The organism is Cupriavidus sp. GW821-FHT02F09 (assembly GCF_059421605.1).
On record NZ_JBWKVH010000005.1, the window covers coordinates 81975 to 106868 of the forward strand.

General features: G+C 64.4%; 23 protein-coding genes, 1 tRNA gene and 1 riboswitch. Of the genes, 10 read left to right on the forward strand and 14 right to left on the reverse strand.

All coding sequences use genetic code 11. The annotated features are described in order from the left end of the window. Positions 1-8 precede the first annotated feature (8 nt). The 13 genes from AC07XB_RS07795 to glyA all read right to left on the reverse strand — a co-directional run bounded on the left by AC07XB_RS07795 (position 9) and on the right by glyA (position 14748). Positions 9-581 (reverse strand): GspH/FimT family pseudopilin, encoded by a 573-nt coding sequence (locus tag AC07XB_RS07795; protein WP_492373306.1) that lies wholly within the window; start codon positions 579-581, stop codon positions 9-11. Positions 582-588: 7 nt separating this feature from the next. Next, a complete protein-coding gene (locus tag AC07XB_RS07800; protein WP_492373307.1) occupies positions 589-1038 on the reverse strand; it encodes a type IV pilin protein in 450 nt (149 codons plus the stop codon). Positions 1039-1103: 65 nt separating this feature from the next. Continuing rightward, positions 1104-2636 (reverse strand): pilus assembly protein, encoded by a 1533-nt coding sequence (locus tag AC07XB_RS07805; RefSeq protein ID WP_492827729.1) that lies wholly within the window; start codon positions 2634-2636, stop codon positions 1104-1106. Further along, on the reverse strand, positions 2633-3181 hold the full coding sequence (locus tag AC07XB_RS07810; protein WP_492373309.1) for a pilus assembly protein: 549 nt from the start codon (positions 3179-3181) through the stop codon (positions 2633-2635). Before AC07XB_RS07810 ends, AC07XB_RS07805 begins: the two co-directional genes overlap by 4 nt. Before the next feature lie 74 nt (positions 3182-3255). Beyond that, positions 3256-4188 (reverse strand): PilW family protein, encoded by a 933-nt coding sequence (locus AC07XB_RS07815; protein WP_492373310.1) that lies wholly within the window; start codon positions 4186-4188, stop codon positions 3256-3258. Positions 4189-4803: 615 nt separating this feature from the next. After that, a complete protein-coding gene (locus tag AC07XB_RS07820) occupies positions 4804-5235 on the reverse strand; it encodes a type IV pilin protein (protein WP_492827727.1) in 432 nt (143 codons plus the stop codon). 38 nt (positions 5236-5273) lie between these two features. Further along, on the reverse strand, positions 5274-10085 hold the full coding sequence (locus AC07XB_RS07825; protein ID WP_492827725.1) for a pilus assembly protein: 4812 nt from the start codon (positions 10083-10085) through the stop codon (positions 5274-5276). A gap of 41 nt (positions 10086-10126) precedes the next feature. Further along, complete coding sequence (locus AC07XB_RS07830; RefSeq protein ID WP_492827723.1) at positions 10127-10633, reverse strand: pilus assembly PilX family protein; 507 nt, start codon at positions 10631-10633, stop codon at positions 10127-10129. A gap of 70 nt (positions 10634-10703) precedes the next feature. Beyond that, positions 10704-11525 (reverse strand): PilW family protein, encoded by an 822-nt coding sequence (locus AC07XB_RS07835; RefSeq protein WP_492827721.1) that lies wholly within the window; start codon positions 11523-11525, stop codon positions 10704-10706. Then, a complete protein-coding gene (pilV, locus tag AC07XB_RS07840) occupies positions 11522-12034 on the reverse strand; it encodes a type IV pilus modification protein PilV (RefSeq protein ID WP_492827719.1) in 513 nt (170 codons plus the stop codon). Before pilV ends, AC07XB_RS07835 begins: the two co-directional genes overlap by 4 nt. A gap of 28 nt (positions 12035-12062) precedes the next feature. Next, entirely contained in the window at positions 12063-12746 is a 684-nt protein-coding gene (locus AC07XB_RS07845) for a GspH/FimT family pseudopilin (protein WP_492827717.1), read from the reverse strand. A 128-nt stretch (positions 12747-12874) separates the two neighbouring features. Further along, complete coding sequence (nrdR, locus tag AC07XB_RS07850) at positions 12875-13342, reverse strand: transcriptional regulator NrdR (RefSeq protein WP_441634308.1); 468 nt, start codon at positions 13340-13342, stop codon at positions 12875-12877. 158 nt (positions 13343-13500) lie between these two features. Beyond that, positions 13501-14748: a serine hydroxymethyltransferase gene (gene glyA, locus AC07XB_RS07855; protein ID WP_150984111.1), complete on the reverse strand. Its 1248-nt coding sequence runs from the start codon at positions 14746-14748 to the stop codon at positions 13501-13503. Positions 14749-14870: 122 nt separating this feature from the next. Continuing rightward, positions 14871-14973, reverse strand: a riboswitch (ZMP/ZTP riboswitch). Between the two features lie 161 nt (positions 14974-15134). On the opposite strand from glyA, the gene ybgC reads away from it, so the two are divergent. From ybgC to AC07XB_RS07905, 10 genes are all read left to right on the forward strand, one after another. Next, positions 15135-15539 carry a tol-pal system-associated acyl-CoA thioesterase gene (gene ybgC, locus AC07XB_RS07860; RefSeq protein WP_043352192.1) on the forward strand — a complete coding sequence of 135 codons (405 nt, stop codon included), beginning with the start codon at positions 15135-15137 and terminating at the stop codon, positions 15537-15539. Next, entirely contained in the window at positions 15536-16219 is a 684-nt protein-coding gene (tolQ, locus tag AC07XB_RS07865; RefSeq protein WP_043348531.1) for a protein TolQ, read from the forward strand. The genes ybgC and tolQ overlap by 4 nt, the downstream gene beginning before the upstream one ends. Before the next feature lie 42 nt (positions 16220-16261). Beyond that, the gene (tolR, locus tag AC07XB_RS07870; protein WP_043348529.1) at positions 16262-16699 is read left to right on the forward strand and encodes a protein TolR; all 438 of its coding nucleotides are present in this window, start codon (positions 16262-16264) and stop codon (positions 16697-16699) included. A 15-nt stretch (positions 16700-16714) separates the two neighbouring features. Continuing rightward, positions 16715-17842 carry a cell envelope integrity protein TolA gene (gene tolA / locus AC07XB_RS07875; protein ID WP_492387205.1) on the forward strand — a complete coding sequence of 376 codons (1128 nt, stop codon included), beginning with the start codon at positions 16715-16717 and terminating at the stop codon, positions 17840-17842. 229 nt (positions 17843-18071) lie between these two features. Continuing rightward, a complete protein-coding gene (tolB, locus tag AC07XB_RS07880) occupies positions 18072-19400 on the forward strand; it encodes a Tol-Pal system beta propeller repeat protein TolB (protein WP_492376359.1) in 1329 nt (442 codons plus the stop codon). A gap of 17 nt (positions 19401-19417) precedes the next feature. Then, positions 19418-19933, forward strand: coding sequence for a peptidoglycan-associated lipoprotein Pal (pal, locus tag AC07XB_RS07885; protein ID WP_173430687.1), 516 nt, complete (start codon positions 19418-19420; stop codon positions 19931-19933). Positions 19934-19951: 18 nt separating this feature from the next. Continuing rightward, positions 19952-20710 (forward strand): tol-pal system protein YbgF, encoded by a 759-nt coding sequence (ybgF, locus tag AC07XB_RS07890; protein WP_183036209.1) that lies wholly within the window; start codon positions 19952-19954, stop codon positions 20708-20710. A 151-nt stretch (positions 20711-20861) separates the two neighbouring features. Continuing rightward, complete coding sequence (queC, locus tag AC07XB_RS07895; protein ID WP_043348516.1) at positions 20862-21545, forward strand: 7-cyano-7-deazaguanine synthase QueC; 684 nt, start codon at positions 20862-20864, stop codon at positions 21543-21545. Positions 21546-21610: 65 nt separating this feature from the next. Next, on the forward strand, positions 21611-22726 hold the full coding sequence (locus AC07XB_RS07900) for a YeeE/YedE family protein (protein WP_492376358.1): 1116 nt from the start codon (positions 21611-21613) through the stop codon (positions 22724-22726). Positions 22727-22797: 71 nt separating this feature from the next. Next, positions 22798-22873: transfer RNA gene (locus tag AC07XB_RS07905), tRNA-Lys, on the forward strand. An 88-nt stretch (positions 22874-22961) separates the two neighbouring features. On the opposite strand, the gene AC07XB_RS07910 is transcribed toward AC07XB_RS07905, so the two are convergent. Next, entirely contained in the window at positions 22962-24857 is a 1896-nt protein-coding gene (locus tag AC07XB_RS07910) for a S9 family peptidase (RefSeq protein WP_492827715.1), read from the reverse strand. Between the last annotated feature and the right edge of the window lie 37 nt (positions 24858-24894).

Genomic DNA, 24894 nt, shown 5'->3' on the forward strand with positions numbered 1-24894 from the left:
ATCAGGTGTCAGGGCGGCTCGGACTGTGCGAGGCCGTCGCAATCGGCATCCTGCCCCGGCGTGCACAAGCGGACGCGGCCGTGGGCACCGAGCCTTAGCTGCCGCTGTTCGCCCCGGCAGGTCACGGTGAAGGTGGCGGCGAGAAACCCGCCTTGCTCTGAGCGAGAGTATCCCACAGCTGTCATGCGCAGCGTATTGCTGCCTTGCGCGGTCGAGCGCAGGGCGATGCGCAGGCAGGCGTCGCGCAGTTCGACGACAGCAAGCAAGGCGGCGTTGCCCTGGCCCGGCTCGTCCCCCGGCTCCAGCGCCAGCCGCCAGCCGTGGTCCAGCGACGAAGCACCCGGCAAGGGCGTCAGTACCACGTCGGATCGCCGGGCTACGGCGGCCGAGCGCGCCACCGCCAGCGAGCCGGCCAGGCGGTCTGCCGCCAGCATCACCTGCTGGCGCGCCTGCAAGCGCTGCCAGGACGGGAAAGCCAGCGCCGCCAGGATGGCCAGCACGGCCACGCAGGTCAGCAGTTCGGCAAGCGTTGCGCCGCGACGTGAATGCCGGTGCCAATTCCGGTGCCAGATCCGACGCACGGCCGCCTCAGCACGCCTGGGGCAGCGGCACCGGCTCCGTGGCAAAGGCCGGCTGGGCAAGCCACTCGCCGGTGCTGCGCAGAATCAGCGTGCCGCATGACGCATCCGGCGTCTGCGGCACGGCGCGCAGCTCCACGCAATGCGCGAGCCCGCTGCCCGGGCAGGCACTGGCATTGATCCAATGACGCGGGCGCGCTGCCTGGGCGGGCACCGACTGCGGCCACTTGCCGGCAGCCGTCGCGCCGCCCGGCTGGGCGGCGAAGGTCATGGTGGCGAGCGCGTGGCGCTCCAGGTCCAGCATCAAGCCGATCAGTGCGCTGCGCGCCTCGGCGCGCCTGCCGCGTTCCATATGCTGGTGCCAGGCAGGCATCACCATTGCCATAAGGATTGCGGAGACAGTCAGCGTGATCAGCAACTCGAGCAGGGTGAAGCCGATTGGGCGGTGGCAAGGTGTCATGCAGGGAGCTCCGGGAAGCGGTGGCGCGGTTGGCGGTGGATTGGTCTGGAAGACGTATCTAGGCCTCACGGCGACCCGGAGCGGATCAGCTCGCGCCAGCTGAGGCGGCCGGTGCGGCGGCTGGCGACGCTGCGGTTGAGTGGCACGGCGCGTCCTTCCTCCAGGGACCAGAGCGTCAGGGTCACGTCCTCACGCGAAGTAATGCCCGGTAGCGGTGCAAGTTTGGGCGGTAGTGCCGCGCGTTCGAGAACGACGGTCGCCTCGGCGCTGGCCCCGAACCCGGTTGCTACGTGAGTGGGAAGCCCGCCAGCCTGCGCGCTGGCAGTGGATTCGCCGCTCAGCGCGTGGATCAGGTACGCGCGCTGGCGCGCGTCGGGCGTCCGAGTGACAAAGCCGAGGTAGCCCGGGTCGGCGGGGAGAAGCCGTTCCAGGCGCTCGCCGGGATTGGGAAGAGGCAAGTGCCAGCCAGCGGTGGATACTTGTCGGCCTTGAATATCCGGCGTGTGAGCCTGCCGGCGCAGCACCACGCCGCCTCCTTGAGGCTGGGCCACAATGCGTGCGCCGCTGCGACTTGGGCTACCTGCGTCTGCGAGGGCCGTGCCGTCGAATACCGCGCTGACATGGGTGCCGGTTCCGTAAACCACCAGGTGGCCGCCAGCGGCGCTGATCAGGGCAGGGGGCACGATTGCGCGCGGCGAAGGTGCTGGGTTGTCCATCCGGTAAATGCAGTCGACGCGCCGGCCGCTATCGCGCCATGGCATTGCACCGCGCAAGTCGAAGCGCCAGAGCCCGCCGAGGGCATCCACCGCGTACGCCGCCAGGGCCACGCCGGAAGTATCTGGCAGGATGCTCGCGGCAAGCAGCGCGGGGTTGGGTCCGGCGCTCCCGCAACCGCCGGCCGGCAGGAGCAGCCGGCGTATCGCGTGGCGTCCTTGCCACGGCGCGTGCGTGGGTTTGTCCAGGGGCAGGATGGCGATGCCGGCCTGTTGCCCCGGCGGATCGCGATGCGGCACGCCTCGGTGGGCTTGGCGACCGTGCGAGGCGCCCAGCGTCACCATGGCGTACCAGCGCGGGCCTTCAGGCGTGGACAGTGCCAATGCGCGGACGGGACCCGACGGGGCCAGCGGCAGCGTGTCGGAAGCCCTGGCCTCCCAGAGCGGTCCCGCTGGTCGCTGCGTCGCCACATTCGTGATGTCGAGGGCGAAAACACCTGCCTGTGGATCGGCTGCGTTCGCCGGAAGGCCACACAGCAGCACGGTGCGCCAGCGGCCGGGTTCGAGCGAGACGTCGGCAGCCTCGGGGTGGGGGCAGGGTGTGGGACCCTGTTTTGGCATTGGGCGCGGCTGGTAAGCGAGTACTTCGTCGCCGGACGTCGCATTGAACGCGCGCAGCCTGCCATCACGCATGCCTAGCCAGACCAGCTCGGCGCGCGCACCGTGCAGAGCAACGAACTCGGCGTGGCCCGGCCAGCCAGGCATCCACGTGGGAGGCGGCACCAGGACGGGCTGCATGCTGCCCGCGCCCTGTGCAGCGCCAGCGAGCAGCAGTCCGGCGGCGAGTGCGGTCAGCGAGTCGTGGAACCGGGCGGAGCGCGTCATGGCTGGAACTCGCTTTGCAGCAAGCTGCGTACCGCCGCGTCGCGCGCAATGCCTAGCGCAGTAATGCGGAAACGCAGGCGCGGCCCCGTGCCTGAAGCGTAATCGGATCCCAGCCATTCGCCAGGAGGGCGCTCGTGCATCAACTCGACAACGTACCGCGGCATGGCGCTCGCCCCAACCGCTCCGGATGGCAAGGCCGGCAGGGTAACGCCGCTGAATGAGCCCATCGCGATGCCGGTGGTCTCATCCGACCGGCGCGAATCGAGCCAATTCAACCATGGTGGCGGCATGCCCGGGGCGGGCCGGCAGAGTCCCCGCTGCGCGCCGGCGCCGCATTGGCCCGGCGGTGGCCACGCAGCAAGGCGGCTATGCACTCCGGACGCGCCGTTGCTGAGCGCCGCCATCAACTCCGCTTCCGCGTCGAGCAACGCCGTCTCCGCCGCGCGAAAGGCGACCTCCTGTTCGAGCTGGTAAGTGGCCACTTGCCTGCTGGCGAGCAGGAATTGAAGGCCAGCCAGGGTTGTGGCGGCCACAAGCAGAAGCATCGTGGCCGTCAGCAGGAGCGTGGTGCTCCCTCCGGCCCGGTTACCGCGCAGCAGGCAAGGCGCAACCGTCGCGCTCAGCATAGTGTCTGCCTGCAGGGCCAGGTATTGCGCGGGCGCACGGATGCCGAGAACACTCGTCGTATCAAGGCAGGCCGGTCGTGCGGCGAGAAGACGAGGTCGTCGACATGGAGGCCGGTGCCGGCATGCGCGCCCGGTGGGAACAAGGTGAGTACGGCCGGCGCTGCCGGCAGCGCCAGTGGGCGCTCACCACGCAGTACTAGTGCCACCTGCACCACCAGTACCTCGCGCCAGGCCGCATCGCCCCTGGCGCGCAGTTCCTCGGCGCGCAGGAACGCGTCGGCCTTGCCATCGCCATCGGTATCGATGCCGTATCGCAACTGCATGGCCTCCACGCCGCGCACCAGGGCGCCCGAAGTCCAGCTTCCCTCCAGCACCCGCCCGTCGCGCCGGCTGGCATAGCGGCATAACAGTTGCGGCTCGCCATCCGCGCCGGTGGCGATATAGATCAGGCTCTCCCCCGCATAAGCGCGGGCTGCGCCACCAGCCGATCCGCCAACGCTCACCGCCGGCAATGCATACCCGCTGCAATCGATCATGGTCTGGTCCGGTAGCGTCGGATCCTGCACGCGCCCGCTGCCGCTGAATCGCACCAGCAGCGCATCGCTGCCATTGATGCCACGGCGAGTGCAGGTAGGCAGCGCGGCAATGCCCGGCTGGCCGCAATCGTCGCGCCCTGACAGCGCCGGTGGTGCATTGGCCGGCAAGGCCGCGCCGACCGGCTGCCAACCGCTATGCCGGACCAGGTGGGAGAGGATCGCGAGCGCCCGCTGGCCGCGTTCTTCCAGTAGCACGAGATCGACGGCGGTGCGGTAAGTGACCTGGACGGCATGGAACGCAGACACAGCCAGCGCGCTGACCAGCAGGCTGAGAGCCAAGCCGACCATCAGTTCGATCAACGAGAATCCTTGTGCGCGACGAGCCCTCATGGCCGGATCCAGAGAGCGATGACGCGCAGCGCGGACGCGTCCCGCACGCCGCCGGCAGGTCTCGACGAAGCCAAGGACAACGGCCCGACGACCGCCAGCCTTGATCCCGGCGAGCACCCGCCGCCCTCCGCCGAAGCAAGCGACTGGCACAGTTGGAGGTCATTAGGGCCAATGCCGCGCGCCTGAAGGGGAGACAGCGCGAGGCCCGGATCCCCCAATTCTGCCAATTCCGCGGCGGCCCGTGTAGCGTGGCCAAGAGCCTCATAGCCGCGCAGCGTGCCTAGTGCGAACGGCGCCAGCGCAGCAAGCGGCAGCAGGCCGACGCCGAGGACAGCGAGGGCGGTGAGGGATTCGACGAGGATGAAGCCGCGAGGCGGGGAGGGGAGCCCCCGCTTTGCGGATGATGGGTGAGGCGGTCGTCCGGTTCCCAGCGGCATGGCAATCTCGCATCAAAGACGGGATGCCAGAAGATAACCAGGATGGTGCGCTGCAAGTGTTCCGAATTGTAGAGTTTGACTGAGGAGAATTCTCAAAAGGGCCAGGGGGCAATTTCTTGAACTTCACTTCAACCTCGACCTCGAAACCGCTAGCCCTTTTCCTGCGTAATCTGGTGATTCACCAGCACTGTGACTGTGTTCCCGTGCCGCTGGCCGTCTTGGCGTTTTGGTAGTCGACGGACAGGACCCCGCATAGCGCGTCCTGTCCGACCGGCGTCGCGTTGACGGTATAGCTCACCGCGATGCCGTTGACGCCAGGGACAACCGCAATGGTGTAGGCGCTACCCGCGGCGTTATCCCCGGAGAAAGCACTCGCGCCGAGGGCAGTGAGATCCTGCGTGTAGGTATTGTTCACCGTGTAGTAGCGCTCGAGCGCGCCCTGCGTCTTCAGCAGGGCGGCCTTGCCTTCGGTTCGCTTCGCACGCAGTACGTACTGCGTGTAGTTCGGGATGGCGATTGCCGTCAGGATCCCGACGATGACCACAACGGCCATCACCTCCATCAGCGTAAAGCCCCGTGTGGGGGTTCGCGCCACACATACTGTTTTCATGGCGATATTCCTCATGGTCTTGAGGCTACATGGCGAGGTCAATGCAGGATCTCCCGCCAAGACAGCCGGCCAGTCTGGCTCGATGCGCTCTCTCCTACGGTCTCCTGGTTGCCAGTGGTGCCGGTCATGAACTTGCATTCCTTGCTCGTGCCGCACTTTGTGACCGTGGGCGCTGGCGTAATGCCGACGGTGGATTTCCGTCCGCCGACCGGGACGTTGCCATTGGCGCCGTCATTGAGGAAATCGGCCGAAGAGAAGGTGCGATCATTGTTCACGTCGAATGGCGTGACCGTCAGACGTCCGCCGGATAGCGAGGCGAGTTCCATCAACCAGCTGGTCCCCCCGCTATCACAGGAGTTTGCTGAAGGGATCAGTGTCGTGAAGATGATGCGGTCTCCGCGTGCCAGTGGGCTGTAGACCACCCGCTCGCCCTGGATGCCGGAAGCTGGCGACACTAGGTCGAGATACCAGCCTTGCTTGCCGTTGGCGGCATAGAGGACCTGGTTCTGGCTCACCATACGGTAGGTGTAGCCGTTGGCATCGACTTCCCGGTTGATGGTCTGCGCTACCAGTGAACTGCGGGCAACCGTGCTCAAAGTGGGTAAGTTCTGATCCCAGATGCCGTAGAAAGTCTGCGTCGACATATTCACGGGGTCAGCCGTGTCTACATAGCGGCCCGTGCCGAACAGCACGACATAGCCGCCCGCGGGGTTGCGCGTGACATCCACGGACGATGTGATCGGCTGCCGGGTACCACCGGCATCGGTAGCGATGAACAGCGGCGTGTTCGCGGTTTGCAGGCCCCAGGCAGAAGCCGTGGTGCTCTTCATGTTGAACTTCCATAAGTTGCCAAGCAGGTCGCCGGCGTAGATGAAGTCGGTAGTGCCATCGCCGTCGACGTCAGCGGGGAACGGTTGCGAAAGCCCGTTCGGCGTGGAGACCGAACCGGCGCCCGTGGCCAGCTTCAGATAGTCGGTGCCCAGCACCCAGCTTTTCGAGCCTGCGGGCCTGTCAAGAAACACGACATACAAGTACGCTTTGCCTGCGGCACTGTTGTAGCCATTGCCGAAGATCGCTGCCCACTTGCCATTCGCCATCTTGATGATCGAGGGCTGCCCGAAGGTATAGCCCAGGTCCGCATCGATGTTGTTGGTGAACTCCCACAGGACGGTCGAGGCGGCGGTGCCCTCGCTGATGCTCTCCGGGTTGGTCACATCCAATGCGTAGATGCCTGCGCCGCCACTGCCAAGCCCGCCCACCAGCACAGTCTTCCAGATGCCATTGACCTTGGCATCCGTCACTGCAGGCGTGCCATCGACATAGTAAGCGTGCGTGTAGGCAAGGTCGCTGAGCCCGGGCAGATTGGCGTATATCGCGGATGGCACGTAGGCAAACAACTCCGTACCGGCGTCGCTGCCGCTCGTGATCGAATTCGCGGAGAACGCATGCAGCATGCCGTCGTTGGCGCCGACATAAAGCATGGGCTTGCGGCTTTTCTTGCCCAGGACGAAGGTGGCATAGTCGGCGTCCGCGTAGCCCGCATTGGGGCGGCCAACATACTGTGGGCTGGAGTTGACGATGTCGCCAAGGACCGAGTTGGGCCGGACCCGGAATTTGCCGGTTGCAGTCCCTTCATTGCTCTGGTCGCCGCGAATCCAGTTCAGGCGTGCACTTCCTAGTGTGTCGCTGCGATTAAGCGTGCTCTGATAGCTTGCCGGCAGGTTGCCCCAGCGGAACGGAATTCCGGCATTTGCCGATGACGTGCCATCGTACGTGAGGATGTTGCGGGCGGTTGCGTTGACCGTCTTCATTTTTGCGCCTGCATCCCACAGGGCAGGGTTGCTGACGACGCCGTTGGTGTCGACTGCGTATGCGAGCAATTGACCGGACCAGTCAGTGCCATTGAAGCGAGCCTGGTAGATCGTCGATCCGGTCGTGAGCGACGAGGAACTGGTCGCCACCGATGCCGCCGAGGAAGTCTGCAGGATCGACAGGAACGCGCGCTCCAGCGCGCTGCTGAGCGCTCCTGGGTTGGTGGCGTAGAAATAGTTGTCCGGCAAGCCGTCGGAACCGCCGCTGCCATCGGACAAGCGTACATCCCATTCGGAGACCTGGTCGGGTGTGCCCGAGCCGTTCAGGTCCTTGAAGCCGCCCCATTTTGCTGCGTAGTAGAGCGGATCCATGAACTGCGAAGCTACCGACCCGCTGGCCGTGTAGCTGACGGTGGTCTGGGGATCGCCGAAGTTACACAGATTGCAGCCGCCTGATGTGTTGACGGGCGCGCTCGATGGCATGACAGTGACAGGTGCCGGGTCGGTGTACTTGAAGTTGTAGATGCCCGAATGGAAGTGTGGGCCGTCCTTGGTTGTGCCGGAGATGACATAGCCGAAGCCCTGGCCATTCGCCGACGAACCAGAGACCACCTGGGTCGATACCTGGACTGTATTGCCCGTCACGGTATAGCTGAGGATGCCCCAGACATCCTGGTCATAATCGCCGCCGGCGACAGAGTCTTCCCAGTTGACGTAGAACTTGCCGCTCGTGGCCGTCTGCGAAATGACCTTGAAGTCCACCAGCGTTCCGGTGCTGGCGTCCGCAGTTGCCGAGTTGGGCGACTGCGGGTGCAACTGGTACGCAGGCATGATAGTGACGGTTTTGCCGCCCACAATCACGTTGATCTTGGGCGTGTTGGTGGCCAGCTGGACGGCGTAGGTCGTGACCTTGAGGGAGGTGGTGTCGGCGGTTGGCCCGCCCAGCGTTGCCGCCTGGCCGGTGGAGCGAATCCGGTTCATGTGCGCGTAGAGCGCAGCACCTGCGATCTGGAACGTTCCCTTCTGTGAAGGACCTTCGGGGCAGATGCCAAGTACGTCGCTTAACTTGGAGATTGTCTTGCCGGAACACAGGTTGTCGATCAGGCCACCGTTGACCCCACCCATGAACCAGCTACCGCCATTGATGCTTTCTCCGGCGCCGACCTTATCGGTCCACGTGCTGTTGGCGTCGGCTGTGTTCAGATCCGTGAAGCCAGCAAGTTGATCGTTGTCGTATGAAGAGACGCTTGAGTTGAACACCAGCGTGTTCAACGGCGTGCAGTAGGGTGCCTTGTTCACGTTGGTGGAGGGCAAGTCCATTGGATTCGCCCATGTGGGCGTGGTCAGACTCAGCGCCGCATCCTTGCTGTTGCTGCTTTTCGGCGCAAAGCTGGAATTCGCGGTCTTTCCAGCAAAATAGCGCAAGGACTCCAGGTAGATCTCGGAGATCGGATTGCCCCAGGTGGAGCAGTTGCCTTCGTTAGCTGGCTGGTTTTGCGACGTGGAACCGTTGTTGGGTACGATGGAGGTCTGCTGATAGTTGCAACTGTCAGCATTGACGTAGCTCCCGTCGCTGTAGCTGTAGCCGTACGGCCGCAGCTTATTGACATTCCAGACGATACCTTTCACAGGAGAACTCGCCGCGTATGTGAAGGTGCCGTTCGACGGATCGACCTCCTGGGAGAAATTCACTACGTTCTGGCGCAACACGCCACCCGAGATGTTCTTGTCATAGGTGCCGGTCATCAACCCGAACAGCATCTGGCCGCTTTCACCGTATTTCTGGAGCAAGCCGAAGGGCTTGTAGGAAGACGCGCCGTACTGCTTGCAGTTCTCGGTGCCGAGCAGGCCCGGCACGCAGACCTGCACGCGTGCATTGAAGGTGCCGCTGCTTTCGCCAGTGCCGAGGGCGCGGGCCGCTTTCACTGGATTCTCTGCCGAGGCATTGATGCCGGAAAGGGCTGCCCGGTTGCCATTGGATGAGCCGGTTACGCTCGTGCCGTTGATTTTGGTCAGGAAGGAGCTTTGCGTATTATTTTGCTCCTCCGACCAGTTGCATTGCCATTTTTCACTGGCGCCCCAGGTGGCGTAATTGCCGGCGACGACCCGCAGTTGCGGCGCCTGGGTATTGCTCTGGGAGTTGACGTTGCTTGAATCCTTGGGGGTCACGTTGCAGATAGTGAGCCCGCCTCGGGTCAGGTTCGTCACCGCCCAACTGTTGTAGCTGTTTGCGGCGCCGCTGGGCTTGGAAACCCCGTCTGGATAGACCGCAAGGCTGATGGTCTTGTTGCTGCTGGTATCCACGCTCATGACCCAGCCCGTCAGGGTCGTGCTGGCCGGTGCGGGTGAGTTGGCGGTCATGACAATCTGGTCGCCGATGCTGATGTTCGCGACCGAGCTGAGTTTGATCCCGGTGATGACATTGGCCGCGACGGTGACCGTGGTGCTCGACGTCAATGTGGGCCCGGTCGCTTCCACCGTCAGCGGAACCAGTTTGCTGACATCGGATCCGTTGTAGAACTTGGCCCATGCGTGCGCGTCCATCGGCAGGAAGGCACGTTCCAGCACGGTGGTGGTCGCGGTATCTGTGGAGCGGAAGCCGCCGTACAAGATCTTGCGCACTTCGTCAATGCGGCTCATGCTCGCCCAGTTCAGGAAGTTGCCGCTCCAGGCGGAGCCGTTGCAGTACTTGTCGGTAGTGACGGCTGACGGCACGAAGGCATGCTGGGTGCTGCCATCGTAGGTGTAGCACTTGTACGAATCAAAGTAGCCGGCGTAGTCGATGCTGTTGGTATAGGTCGTGTCGAGCACGCCGTCACCATTCAGGTCGGTGTAGTCGTTGTAGGCCTTCTGATGCAGTGTATGGTCCTTGGACAGGTCGATCATCACCATGGGCGGCACATTGCCGCCCGCATAAAGGGGGCGCTTTGCCAAGTTCAGCTGCGTGGCGCATGCCGATGCGACGGCCAGGATGGCGGACGCGATGGCCAGCAACAACTGGAGGCCGGTGACGGGGCGGAAACGGGCTTGCTGGGTCATGGTGCGCTCGACGAATGTTTAGGCTGGTTGCGCAGAACGGCTCAGAACCGGACGACTTCCTGCACCAGGACCTTGGTGTTCGGATTGGCTCCGTAACCAATGGCGGTTACGCGGAAGACATAGCGGGTGGCGCCGGAGCGCAGGCTGCCGTCGGCGATGTCCGGAAGGGATTCGATGATGTAGCGCGGTTGCTTTGACACATTCCCGGCGGTCAACGCTGCCTGCTGGGTCATTTCGCCGAGGGTGACGGAGCGCGCGCCATCTTCGATGTAGCGTTCCCATACCGGTTGTCCCGAGGTGGCCGGTATGCAGAAGCCCTTGAAGCTGGCGACATCGCAGGTGTCCGACGCGCCGGTGCGGCCGCTCAGGGCGCGCGTCATGCTGATATCGGTGCGCGCATCCCGCAAAGCCGCTTCCGCCGCCTGCAGGGCGATGTTCTGGTCGCGGGAGTTTCGCGCCATGCGTTCGCCGGAAAGGCTGGTCAGGCTGGCAGACAATCCCAGCATCGTCAGGATCACGAGAAACAGGAGCACCACGATCAGTGACATGCCGCGTTGCGTGCGCACTGGGGCGCCGCGGCAGGTCATGGGACGCTCGGGTCGGTTGTTCATCTCTGGCCTAGTTCAAGCGGTTGCGTACTGCGATATAGAACGTGAAATGCTTGCGCAGGCGCCCGTCCACAGGCAGTTGCACGACGCTGCCTGCATCGCTGGCGGGTGCCACGTTGGCGGGCGCATAGGCTGTGCCGAAGTGATTCAATGTGGTTGAGAGCGGCGCGGGGTTGGTCAGGCTGTCACCGACCAGCACCACAGAAACCATCATCGCCCGGACATTGGCCATGACGGCGACACCCGGCGGTACATAACGATTGATCGCCTGGTCGCCATCGGTGTCCTCGCCCAGCAGTACCTGGAAGCGCTCCACGCCGGGGAATAGGGGGGTGGTGGTGCCATTCGCGGTGCACTGTAGCCACGGCATGCCAGATGCATCGCTGGCGATCGAGAAGGTTTCCGCCTGCAGCACGATATTGCTGACACCTTTGCCGGTGCAGTCGACGATGGTGCCGTCAGGGTTTGGCGTCGGCACGGACGCGCCGGCGGCCAGCGCGTCCGAACCGAAATAACGGAACGTCAGCGTGTCGCTTGTGTTAGTGCCGGTGTCGTTGGTCGCGTCGATGGTGTTGGCGTTGGCAAAGGTGGTGTCTGCCGGGAAGTCGTTGTAGCCGGCCTGGCGCACGTCGCGCTGGAGCAATTGAGCAATCGCGCGCGCGTTTTCCTGGATGCCGGCCAGGTCCGTCTGCGTGCCGTAGGACGCCCGCTGCGACAGGTAGAAGGACGAGATCACGATCAGCAGCAGCATGCTGATGACCAAGCCGACCATCAACTCGACGAGCGTAAAACCGCGCGCGCGGCGCGCCAGTTTGCGGCCTGCCTTTCTCATGGTACGAACGCCGTGACAAAACGTTGATAGACCGGATCCTGGTTAGTCGGCACCTTATCTTCCTGCCACCAGATCTTGATCGCGTAGGGGGCACCGCTTGCGTTGTCGCACTGTGGATTGGCCGGCGTGCCGTCGTCCGGCGTGCTGTCGATGCAGACGGTGCCGAGGCCGCCGGGCAACGCGGTCGCCGTGTCGTCGAGCCAGGCTTTGTAGCTGCTTGCGGCCATCTGGGCTGGCGTGCACCCTGCGGTAGTGAAGCAGGCGACCGTGGTCAGGCCGACGGGCTGGTTGTAGGCACCCGCGGTCATCGCGGCCGCGTTGCTGCGTATCTGGTCAGCAAGGTTGTAGGCCAGCACGGTAGCGATGTTGCGCATGGAGGCGGTACGGCCATCGACGAGTGTGCGCAACTGCAGGGTGGCCAGTGCTAGCACGCCGAATGACAGCACCACGATCGTCACCAGGGCTTCGATGAGCGTGAAGCCGGAAGCGGGGTGACGCCGGCTGAGCATGCGTTTTGGATGCGTTATCTTCATGGCATCAAGGGCAAGCGACTTGCTGCGAGGTGGGCTTGCCGCTGCCCGTGAGCGAGATGCGTTGGCCGGCGCTGGTCGATGACTTCTCGCAGAACTGCCAGGAGCCAAGCGAATCTGGCGCGCCCCAGGAGCGCAAACGGATGCTGGTGGCGCCGGTGCTCAAGCTACTGGCCACGATGACCATGGAACTGGCAGGCGGATCGCTTTTGCGGATTACCTCTTCGCCGTTGCTAATGATGTTGTCGCCATTGCTGTCGACAAAGACCACGCGGCGCTGGGCCCAGTCACGGGTGCAGTTGGTGCCGTCGGCGGTGGGGCAGACGGTGATTGTTGTATTGCGACGTGCTGCTTCGCTACGGGCGATCTCCACGTCGCTGATCAGATTGGATGATTCCGTCGTCATCCTGCTGCGATGGATGAAGGCGCTGAAGTTCGGAACTGCTGCTGCCGCCAGGATGGCGAGAACCGAAAGCGCCACCATCAGCTCGATGAGAGTGAAGCCGGCTTGCCGAGTGGCGCGTAGCGCAGAGGGGAGGGGGGAGAGGTTGGCAGCGCGCCGGAGGGCGTAGGGGCGTGAATCGGCCAACGCTGCCCATGCACTGCGCAGCGCTTTCCCCGGTGCCCACGATAGCCTGGTGCGCACAAGTGCAACCAAGCCCGCTGCCGCAAGGCAGGAAGGCTGACCCATGTTCGACTCCCGTCCGAAAACTGTTTTTTTTCTTGTTGGCGTATTTCGCCTCTCCGGGCGAGTCCACCGTACCTTCCGTTTTTATATAGGAAGGTAGTGCAGATTAAACAACTTTCCTTGGAAGTCTGCTACCCCTTCCGTGGGGTAGACGCCGAAAACTCATCCAGCATGTCGCGGAATTCCGACACATCCTCAAAACTCCGATACACCGAAGCAAACCGGATATAAGCAATTTTGTCCAACCGGCGCAGCTCGCGCATGACCAGTTCCCCGACCTGGCTGCTGGGGATTTCCTTCTCGCCGAGGGCGAGCAGTTTCTCTTCGATGCGGGTGATGGAGGCGTCGATGGCTTCGGCCGAGACCGGGCGCTTGCGCAGGGCGAGGCGCATCGAGTCTTTCAGCTTGTCGCGGGTATAGTCCGCGCGGGAGCCGTTTTTCTTGACGATGGCGGGGAAGAACAGCTCGATCCGCTCATAGGTGGTGAAGCGGCGGTCGCAGGATTCACAGCGGCGGCGGCGGCGCACCGTATCGCCTTCTTCCGACATGCGCGTGTCCAGGACCTGGGTGTTGGAGTGAGCGCAAAAAGGGCATTTCATGCCTGACCACCTCGAAGTATGAGCCGGGGCGCGTGCCGCGCAGGCAGCGTTTTGTCATTCTGTGTCGCGCCGGGCTGGGTTGGCAAGGCCCGCCGCAGGCGCGGCGCGCGCCGCGGCGGGGCTGCCGGCCACCCGCGCGTGGCGGGTGGCGCTGGGCTTTAGCCGTAGACCGGGAAACGCTTGGTCAGGGCTGCCACTTGCTCGCGCACGCGCGCGATGTTGGCCAGGTCGTGCGGGTTTTCCAGCACGTCGGCGACGAGGTTGGCCACCAGGCGGGCTTCTTCTTCCTTGAAGCCGCGGGTGGTCATTGCCGGCGAGCCCAGGCGGATGCCCGAGGTGACGAACGGCTTTTCCGGGTCGTTGGGGATGGCGTTCTTGTTGACGGTGATGTGTGCTTCGCCCAGGACCTTTTCGGCTTCCTTGCCGGTGATCTGCATCGCGCGCAGGTCGACCAGCATGACGTGGCTTTCGGTGCGGCCGGAGACGATGCGCAGGCCGCGCTCGATCAGGGTTTCGGCCAACACGCGGGCGTTCTTGACCACTTGCTGCTGGTAGGTCTTGAACTCGGGCGACAGGGCTTCCTTGAACGCGACTGCCTTGCCGGCGATCACGTGCATCAGGGGGCCGCCCTGGATGCCGGGGAAGATGGCCGAGTTGATGGCCTTCTCATGCTCGGCCTTCATCAGGATCACGCCACCGCGCGGGCCGCGCAGGCTCTTGTGGGTGGTGGTGGTGACGAAGTCGGCGTGCGGCACCGGGTTGGGGTACTCGCCGGCGGCGATCAGGCCGGCGTAGTGGGCCATGTCGACCATGAACAGGGCGCCGATGGACTTGGCTACCTTGGAGATGCGTTCGAAGTCGATGCGCAGGGCGAAGGCCGAGGCGCCGGCGATGATCAGCTTGGGCTTCTTTTCCTGCGCCAGCTTTTCCAGTGCGTCGTAGTCGATGTCTTCGTTGGCGTCCAGGCCGTAGCTGACCACGTTGAACCATTTGCCGCTCATGTTGAGCGCCATGCCGTGGGTCAGGTGGCCGCCTTCGGCCAGGCTCATGCCCATGATGGTGTCACCCGGCTTCAGGGCGGCGAAGAACACGCCCTGGTTGGCCTGCGAGCCGGAATTGGGCTGCACGTTGGCGGCTTCGGCGCCGAACAGTTGCTTGACGCGGTCGATGGCCAGCTGCTCCACGACGTCGACGTACTCGCAGCCACCGTAGTAGCGCTTGCCGGGATAGCCTTCGGCGTACTTGTTGGTCAGTTGCGAGCCTTGCGCGGCCATCACGGCCGGCGAGGTGTAGTTTTCCGAGGCGATCAGCTCGATGTGCTCTTCCTGGCGCTGGTCTTCCTTCTGGATGGCGGCAAAAAGCTCGGGGTCGATCTGGTCGATCGTATAGCGGCTGCGTTCGAACATGGCGAAAACTCGTCTGAAAAAAGGGGAATTCCGAATGGCTTCGGGGTAGGGCGCGCGGGGAAGGCACAGGCGACCGGCGCTGGACGCGTTAGCTATCCGGCGCAGGGCGCACCCTGCTTCCCATTCGCTGCCCAGGCGAGCGGCAGGCGCTTGAAACATCGCGCCAGAGAACTTTGCGCTTCCTCGTGGTAGTGCCCACTGACTTCGCCAGTCGCGCAAGATGGAATGGTTGGCGGCAGTTTAACGCGAGGCGCTGGCCCGCTGCAAGACGGTGCTGCGGGGCCAAAGACCGAAAGTCAATGCCTTGTCCGTCAGGTAATGTAATTGTTGTAATGTCGGGCAAGGGTTTACACCGGGTCGGGCTGGCTGCCGTTACAATCGCGGCCATGAGCAACAATGTGTGGGCCTTGCGGGTGTACTGGGAAGACACCGACGCGGGCGGCGTAGTGTTCTACGCCAATTACCTCAAGTTCTTCGAGCGCGCCCGTACCGAGTGGCTGCGCTCGCTTGGCATCGAACAGCAAGCGCTGGCCGATGAGTCGGGCGTCGTCTTCATCGTCAGAAGCACGGCGGTGGACTACAATGCCCCCGCCCGTCTGGACGACTTGCTTGAGATCCGGACACAGATTGAACGGGTTGGCCCGGCGTCGGTCCAATTCGCCCAAGAAGCTTGGCGTGGTGAGCAATTGCTGGCTACTGGCGCCATCCGGGTTGGGTGTGTTGATCGTAGCACATTTCGCCCGACTCCCATTCCCGCTCCCGTCCTTGCAACCATCAAGACCGCTCGATGAATCCCGTGACCGTCACGCAAGACCTGTCGATCATTTCGCTGGTGCTGCACGCCAGTGTGCTGGCACAGGCCGTCATGGCCCTGCTGCTGGTGATGTCCCTGTTCTCGTGGACATATATTTTCCGCAAGCATTTCTCCCTGCGCGCCGCGCGGACCCAGACCGAGGGGTTCGAGCGCGACTTCTGGGCCGGCGGCGACCTGCAGGCCCTGTACCAGAGCGCAGCCAACAATCGTCACAACACAGGCGCGCTGGAACGGATCTTTGAGTCCGGCATGGGCGAGTACCTGAAGGCGCGCGAGCGCAACAATGACGCCGGCGCGCTGCTCGATGCCGCACGGCGTGCGATGCGCGCGGCCTATCAGCGTGAGATGGATGTGATGGAGTCGCATCTTCCGTTTCTGGCGTCGGTAGGTTCGGTCAGCCCGTACATCGGCTTGTTCGGCACCGTATGGGGGATCATGAACGCCTTCCGCGGCTTGTCAAATGTGCAGCAGGCAACGCTTGCGGCCGTGGCGCCCGGCATTGCGGAGGCGCTGGTCGCCACCGCTATCGGCCTGTTCGCGGCGATTCCGGCGGTCATTGCCTACAACCGCTACGCCACCGAAGTGGATCGCCTAGCCATCCGCTTCGAGAGCTTCATGGAAGAGTTCCTGAACATCCTGCAACGGCAGACCCGCTAAAGCGCCGAAGCCACCAACGTCTTCGGTCAAGGAGAACCAGCAATGGCAGCGATACAGCGCCGTGGCGGCTCGCGCCGCCGGGCCAGTGCCGACATCAACGTCGTGCCTTACATTGACGTGATGCTGGTGCTGCTCGTCATTTTCATGGTGGCGGCACCGATCGTGAATCCCGCCGTGGTTGACCTGCCCAGCGTGGCCAACGCCACCCAGCAGCAAAAGGCCCCCCCCATTGTCGTGACCGTGCATGAGGACGGCGCACTGACCGCGCGCGGCAAGGATAACGCCGGCAACAGCTTTGAGCGCAAGCTCGACAAGCAGGGCCTGATCGACTTCGTGCATCAGCGCCAGAACGAGAATCCCGATCAGCCGGTGGTGATCGCCGCCGACCGCTCGGTCAAGTACGAGGCCGTGCTGGACGTCATGTCAGTGCTCAAGGCCGACGGCGTGAAGCGCGTCGGCCTGATGGTCAAGCCCAAGTAAGCACCGCCCCACGCGATGAAAACCGCCGCCTATCCTTATCAGCCGGCCCCGGAGCGGGGAACCCTGCGTTCCTTCCTGCTCGCGGTTTTCATGCACCTGTTGCTGGGCATCGTGCTGTATTTCGGCGTGCACTGGCAGAGCAGCACCCCGGTGGGCGCCGAAGCCGAGCTCTGGGATGAGATCCCGGCCACTACCGCACCGCCGCCCCCGCCGCCTCCCGCACCGCTGCCCGTCGTGCAAGCCCGTCCCGCGCCTCCTGCGCCAGCGGTGAGGTCTCGTGCCGAAGAAGACGCCGAGATCGCCCTCCAGCAGCAAAAGCGCCGCCAGGCCGAGGCCGCCGCCCGCGAAGAGGCGCGCCAGCAGGCCGACCTGCGCGCGCGCCAGGAAGCCGAGCGGCAGGAAGCGGCCCGCAAGGAGGCGGCCCGCAAGGATGCGCAGCACAAGGAAGACCTGCGCCGCGAAGAGCAACGCCGCGAAGAACAGAAGAAGGACGAGCTGAAGAAAGAGGCCCAGCGCAAGGAAGACGCACGCAGGCAGGCCGCGCTGCAGGAGCAGCGCAAGGAGCAGGTTGAGCGCGAGCGTAAGGAAGCTGACGCCAAGGCCCGCGCCGAGGCCAAGAGCCGTGCCGAGGCTGACGCCAAGGCAAAGGCAGCCGCCGACGCCAAAGCCAAGGCTAACGCCGAGGCCAAGGCCGCCGCCAACGCGAAGGCCAAGGCCGATGCGGATGCCAAGGCCAAGCGCGACGCCGCTGCCAATGCCCAGCGCCACAGTGAACTGGCGCGGCTGCAGGCCATGGCCGGCGGCGGGGCGGCAGTCGGCGGCGCCGGCGGTGTCGGCAGCAGCGCCGGCAGCGGTGCCGGTTCGGGCGGCAAGGCCTCGCCTGGCTACCCGGATCGCGTGCGTCGCCGCGTCAAGCCGAATATCGTATTTACCGAAGACGTGCCTGGCAATCCGGCCGCGGTGGTGTCGGTTCAATTGGCGCCGGACGGCTCCTTGATGTCCGCGCGGCTATCCAAGTCCAGCGGCAATTCGGGCTGGGACAACGCCGTGCTGCGCGCCGTGGAGCGCTCTGATCCGCTGCCCCGCGACGAAAACGGCAAGGCGCCAGCCAGCTTCACGATCACCTTCAAGCCTAAGGATTAAGAGGGGCGGCGATGGTGACGACATGGGAACATTCGAATTGCAACATATTGCAACCTACGTCGATGCACCGCAGTCCCAACGCTACGATGACAGGTTGCCTGACGCAGCCGGCAAATGTGCCCGGGGCACGCGATACGGGCATGCGACAAGCCTTCAGCATGCTTGCCCGTTCCACGGCTCCCGTTTGCCGGCCGCGCTCGATGAATATTGATCTCGATTGAGGAGCAGCATGCGAAAGCTTTGGGCCCCCCTTTGGCTGGCCGCGCAGCGGCACGGCACCCGCGCGCACGCCCTGTTTGCCGGGCTGGCCGTGGTGCTGGCTTGTTCGGCCGGCAGCGCACAGGCGCAATTGAACGTTGAAATCACCGGCGTCGGCGCCAGCCAGCTCCCCATCGCCACGGCCAACTTCCAGGGCGAAGCTCAGGCCCCGCAAAATCTCACCGCTATCATCCGCAGCGACCTGCAGCGCAGCGGCCGCTTCCGCAATGTCGACCCGGGCGGCGCCACGGTGGCGGAGTCTGCCAATGCCGATCTTGGCAGCTGGAAGGCGCGCGGCGCCGATGCCTTCGTGGCCGGCAGCGTCACACCCACCGGCAACGGCCAGTACGACGTGCGCTTTCGCCTCTACGACACCGTCAAGGGCACCAGCCTGGGTGGCCTGGCCTTCACTGTCAGCGCAAACCAGCTGCGCGTGACCGGCCACAAGATCGCCGACTACATCTACGAGAAGCTGCTGGGCGAGCGCGGCGTGTTTGCCACGCGGCTGTCCTATGTCTCGCGGGTGGGTGGGCGTTTCCAGCTGCTGATCTCGGACTCCGACGGCCAGAACTCTCAGGTGGCGCTGACCAGCAACGAGCCGATCATCTCGCCTTCGTGGTCGCCGGATGGCAGCAAGGTCGCTTACGTGTCCTTTGAAGCCAAGAAGCCCGTGGTCTACGTGCACGACCTGGCGACCGGCAAGCGCACGCTGGTGTCGAACCAAAAGGGCAACAACAGCGCGCCTTCGTGGTCGCCTGACGGCCAACGCCTGGCGGTGGCGCTGTCGCGCGATGGCAATACCCAGATCTACCAGGTTGGCGCCGATGGCTCCGGGCTCAAGCGCCTCACCCGCAGCAGCGCCATCGATACCGAGCCGCAATACGCGCCGGATGGCCGCAGCATCTACTTCACCAGCGATCGCGGCGGTGCGCCGCAGATCTACCGCATGCCGGCCGGCGGCGAAGAAGGCGGCGCAGCCCAGCGCGTGACCTTCAAGGGCAGCTACAACGTGAGCCCGCGTATTTCCCCGGATGGCAAGCAGCTGGCCTACATCACCCGCAGCGGCGGCTTCAAGCTGCAGCTGATGGATCTCGGCAACGGCGATGTGACCTCGCTGACCGACACCGCCAACGACGAGGCTCCGAGCTTCGCCGCCAACGGCAAGTACATTCTTTATGCCACCCGGGTGGGAGGTCGCTCGGTGCTGGCGGCAGTGTCCACTGACGGGCGTACCCGGCAGGTTTTGTCGCTCCAGTCCGGCGAGGTTCGCGAGCCGTCCTGGGGACCATTCATGCAATAAACGAGGAGTTCCTAGCCATGACCAATATGATGACCAAAACCCTTGCCGTCGCCGCTCTGCTGGCCCTCGGCGCTTGCAGCTCCGGTGTCAAGCTGGACGACACCGCCAACGCCGGTGCCGGCAACAAGGGTACGCCTTCGACCGACGCCCGCGCCGTGGCGCCGGTGGACGTGTCGCGTGATCCGCTGAACGATCCGAACAGCCCGCTGGCCAAGCGCAGCGTGTACTTCGACTTCGACAGCTACAGCGTCAAGTCCGACTACCAGGGCATGCTGTCGGAGCACGCCAAGTACCTGGCCGCCAACAAGGGCCGCCGCATCCTGATTCAGGGCAACACCGACGATCGCGGCACTAGCGAATACAACCTGGCACTGGGCCAGAAGCGCGCCGAAGCCGTGCGCCGCTCGCTGTCCTCGCTGGGCGTGCCGGAAACCCAGATGGAAGCCGTCAGCCTGGGCAAGGAAAAGCCCAAGGCAACCGGCCACGACGAAGCCGCCTGGGCAGAAAACCGCCGCGCGGACATCACGTACTAATCTGCGGACAGCCATCTCATGAAAGCACGCGTCTCCAAGTTGGTATTGCTTACTGCGATGTCCTGCGCCAGCCTGTTGCCGTTGGCACAGGCGCGGGCCGGCGTGTTCGACGATGACGAGGCGCGCAAAGCCATCGTCAACATGCGGGACCAGTTCAACGGTTTCCAGGCGACGGCATCGCAGCGCATCGACCAGAACAGCCGCGCCCAGCTCGACATGCAGAACCAGCTCGAAGGTCTGCGCCAGGAAGTGGCGCGACTGCGCGGCCAGAACGAGATGCTGCAGAACGAGGTGACGACGCTGCAAAAGCAGCAGAAGGACTACTACGCGGACCTGGATGCGCGCCTGAAGAAATTCGAGCCGCAACAGGTCACCGTGGATGGCCGCGAAGGGCTGTCGCAACCTGGCGAGAAGACCGAATACGATGCCGCGCTCAAGCAGTTCCAGACCGGGGACTTCAAGGGCGCCGGCAACGTGTTCGCGGGCTTCATCAAGAAGTACCCGCAGAGCCCGTACGTGCCGCTGGCGCAGTTCTGGCTCGGCAACTCGCTGTACGCGCAGCGCGACTACCGCGGCTCGACCTCGGTGCTGCAGAACATGGTGCAGGCCTATCCGGATCACCCCAAGGTGCCGGATGCGCTGATCGCCATCGCCAACAACCAGATCGAATCGGGCCAGAAGCCCGCAGCCCGCAAGACCCTGGAGCAGGTGGTAGCCAAATACCCCGGCACCGAGGGCGCGCAGGCGGCGAGCAATCGCCTCAAGACGCTGAAGTAAGCGCCTGAGAGGGCGGGGCGCTGTTAAGCGGCCCAGGTAGCAGTCAGTACACTAAAGGCCCGCATCCGCGGGCCTTTAGTCTTGGGCGCGCTAAAATACCCGATTCGCCTCGAATTTTGCGTGGCGCCTCCAGGCGCCGCGCCGTGCCATCATGAAAAAACGCGCTATCGTCCTGCTTTCCGGCGGCCTGGACTCCGCCACCGTCCTTGCCATGGCCAATGCGCAGGGCTTCGAGACTTATGCATTGTCGATGCGCTACGGTCAGCGCCACTCCTCGGAACTGGAGGCTGCAAAGCGCGTGGCCGCAGCCCTGGGCGCGGTGCGCCATGAGATCATCGACCTGGACCTGCGACGCTTCGGCGGCTCCGCGTTGACCGACGATAGCCTTGAGGTGCCTACGGATGGCGCCGTCGGCGGCATTCCGGTGACCTACGTGCCGGCCCGCAATACCATCATGCTGTCGCTGGCCCTGGGCTGGGCCGAGGCCGTTGGCGGCCGTGACCTGTTCTTCGGTGCCAACGCGGTCGACTACTCTGGCTATCCGGATTGCCGGCCCGAGTACGTGTCTGCCTACGAGGCGCTTGCCAACCTGGCCACCAAGGCCGGCGTCGAAGGCGAGCGCATCCGCGTGCATGCGCCCATCATCGACATGACCAAGGGCGAGATCATCCGCGCCGGCGTCAAGCTCGGGGTGGACTACGGCATGACGGTGTCGTGCTATAAGGCCGACGACGACGGCCGGGCCTGTGGCGTGTGCGACTCTTGCCGCATCCGCCGCGCGGGCTTCGAGGCCGCTGGGGTGCCTGATCCCACCCGCTACCAGGGCGCAGCCTGACGGTTGTCGTTGCCACCAGCGCGCTTGCGCGCACCCACCCGTTCCGCTTCCCCCGCCGGACACCCATGCCCGAAATCGATATTGCCGCGCTCAGCCGTACCATACTGGCGAGCACCTTCATCCTGACCTTCCTGTTTGGGGCGGTGCTCCAGCGCACGCACTTCTGCACCATGGGTGCGGTCTCCGACATCGTCAATATGGGTGACTGGACCCGCATGCGCATGTGGGGGCTGGCCATCGGCGTGGCCATGATCGGCACCGCCGCACTGGCTGCGGGCGGCTACATCGATCCCACCAAGACCATCTATGCCGCCAGCAAGCTCAGCTGGCTCTCCGCCCTGGTGGGCGGGCTGATGTTCGGCTTCGGCATGGTGCTGGCCTCGGGCTGCGGCAGCAAGACGCTGGTGCGTATCGGCGCGGGGAACCTGAAGTCGGTGGTGGTGTTCGTCTTCCTGGGGCTGTCGGCCTATATGACGCTGCGCGGCTTGTTTGGCGTGATTCGCGTGAACACCGTCGATGCCGTGGCGCTCACTCTGCCCACCACGCAGGACCTGCCCTCCGTGCTGGCGCACGCCAGCGGCATGGCGCGCGCCACCCTGCAAGTCGGCATCGCGCTGGTGGTGGGCGGGGCGCTGGTGATCTGGGCGCTGGCGGGACGCGGCTTTCGCACCTTCGATAACCTGCTTGGTGGCCTGGCCGTGGGCCTGATCATCGTGGCCATGTGGTACGTGTCCGGGCACCTCGGCTATGTCGCTGAGGATCCCAATACGCTCGAGGAACTGTTCGTTGCCAGCAACAGCGGCCGCATGGAGAGCCTGAGCTTTGTCGCTCCCTACGCCTACACGCTCGACTGGCTGATGATGTTCAGCGACAAGAGCAAGGTGCTGACCATCGGCATCGTCAGCGTGTTCGGCGTGGTGGCCGGCGCCGCTGCGTACGCACTGGTGACCCGCACCTTTCGCTGGGAAGGCTTTGGCAACGCCGAGGACGTCGGCAACCATCTGGTGGGTGGCGTCCTGATGGGCGCGGGTGGCGTGACCGCGCTGGGCTGCACCATCGGCCAGGGGCTGTCAGGCGTATCCACGCTGGCGATTGGCTCGTTTATCGCGCTGGCCGGCATCCTGCTTGGCTCGGTGCTCGGCTTCCGCTACCAGATATGGCGCCTTGAGCGCATGATCTAGCACGAGTAGTTCGTGTTCAAAGGTTGACTTTAGGGCCAAGATATTCCTATAATCGCGGCTTCAGTTTTTCCGGGTCGTTAGCTCAGTCGGTAGAGCAGCGGACTTTTAATCCGTTGGTCGCGTGTTCGAGTCACGCACGACCCACCAGCATTGCGAAAAGGCGTAGCGGGCAACCGTTACGCCTTTTTTGTTTCATTTGCCCGCGCCCTATGTGCGGGCGCGGAGCGGTTGCAAATCAGCCTTCGCTGGCCAGGTGCCTGCCGAGAAACGCTTCCATGGCTTCGTAGAAGTCGAAGGTGTTTTCCTCGTTGTGGAAGCCGTGGCCCTCGTTTTCCTTTAGCAGGTATTCCACATCCACGCCGCGCGAGCGCAGTGCCTGGACGATCTGGTCGCTCTCCGCCTGCTTGACGCGCGGATCGTTGGCGCCTTGCGCCACCAGCAGCGGCGTGCGGATCTTGTCCGCGAAGAACACCGGCGAGGCATCGTGCAGGGCTTGGCGCTCGGCTTCCACGTTGGGGTTGCCGACCATCTCGTACAACATGTCGAGCATCGGTTTCCAGTACGCGGGAATGGTCTCCAGCAGCGTGAACAGGTTCGAGACGCCGACATAGTCGATGGCCGCGGCGTAGCGCTCCGGCGTGAAGGCGACGCCCGCCAGCGTTGCATAGCCGCCATAGCTGGCGCCATAGATCGCGATGCGCTTAGGGTCCACGATGCCTTGTGCGACAAGCCAGTCGACGCCGTCGTCGATATCGTGCTGCATCGTCTTGCCCCACTGCTTGAAGCTTGCCTCCCAGAATGCGCGACCGTAGCCGGTGGAGCCGCGGAAGTTGATCTGCAGCACGGCATAGCCGCGATTGGCCAGCAGTTGCACCTCGGGGTTGAAGCCCCATACGTCGCGCGTCCACGGGCCGCCGTGCGGGTTGACCACCAGTGGCAGGCCCCGCGGCGCAGGCTCGCCCGCGCTGGCCACCGGCAACGTCAGGTAGCCGTGGATCTGCAGGCCGTCGCGCGAGGTGAAGCGGATTGGCTGCATGCCGGCCATGTCGGCTTCATCCAGCCAGGGCTGCACCTTGCCTAGCGTGACCAGCTTTTGCGTGCCGCTGTCGTACAGGAAGCGCGTGCCGGTGGTCTTGTCGCTCGAGGCGGAGACGATCATGCGGGTTTCGTCGCGGGTGATGCTGGTGACGTGGTGCTCGTAGCCCGGCAGTTGCCGCTCCAGGTCGGCATGGATCTGCTCGGCATGGGCGTCGAAGAAATGGCGGTGTGTCTTCCAGTCGGTGTACCAGGCGGCGGTCAGCACGCGGCGATGCCGCGAGTAGGACAGGCCGCCGACATCTACCTCGTCGTGCTCGAAGACCAGGCGGCCTTCCTTGGCGGTCTGCGGATCGAATTCGAATATCGCCGTCTTGTCGCGGCCGCGATTCGACTGCACATACAGCTGCTTGTCGTCGAAGGTGAAGAACAGCGGCGAGACCGTCTCGCGGAAGTCGGTGGTCAGGATCGGGCGGAAAGGCTCGTCCTCGGCATCGCGGTAGAGCAGGGTGGTGTTCACGCCGTCGCTGGCGGTCGCTACCCGCAGGCGGCCTGCGTGGTCGGTGCCCCAGCTCATCACGTTGCCCGGGTTTTCCGCGATCTGCACGGACTCGCCCGTGACGACATCGACGCGCAGCACGTCGAATACTTCCGGGTCGCGCTTGTTGTGCGACAGCAGGATATGGCGGTCATCGTCCTCGAGATCGTCGATGATCTCCGCGCGCACGCCCGGGTACGGGGTCAGGTCGACAGGTTCGCCGCCGTCGATCGGCACCGACAGCACGTGGAAGTTCTCGTCGCCGCCAAAGTCCTTCGCATACAGGATGTGCGCGTTGCCTTTCCACGTGTGGAAGGGCAGGTCGCGCTCGCTCTCGTGGGTCAGTGGCCGGGCTTCGCCCAACACGTTGCCTTTGGTGTCGATGGCCTGCACGAAGACGTTCTGGCGGCCCTGGTGCCGGGCGAGGAAGGACAGGTGGCGGCCATCCGGCGAGATCGAGAACTGGGAACGGTCCGGTTTGCGGAACAGCTCACGCACGCCGTAGTGCTTCACCTTTGCCGGCGCCTGTGCACCGGTTGATGGGTTGTCTTGACGCAATGCTCACTCCTTGGTGTGTCTGGGGCCGGCAAGCGGC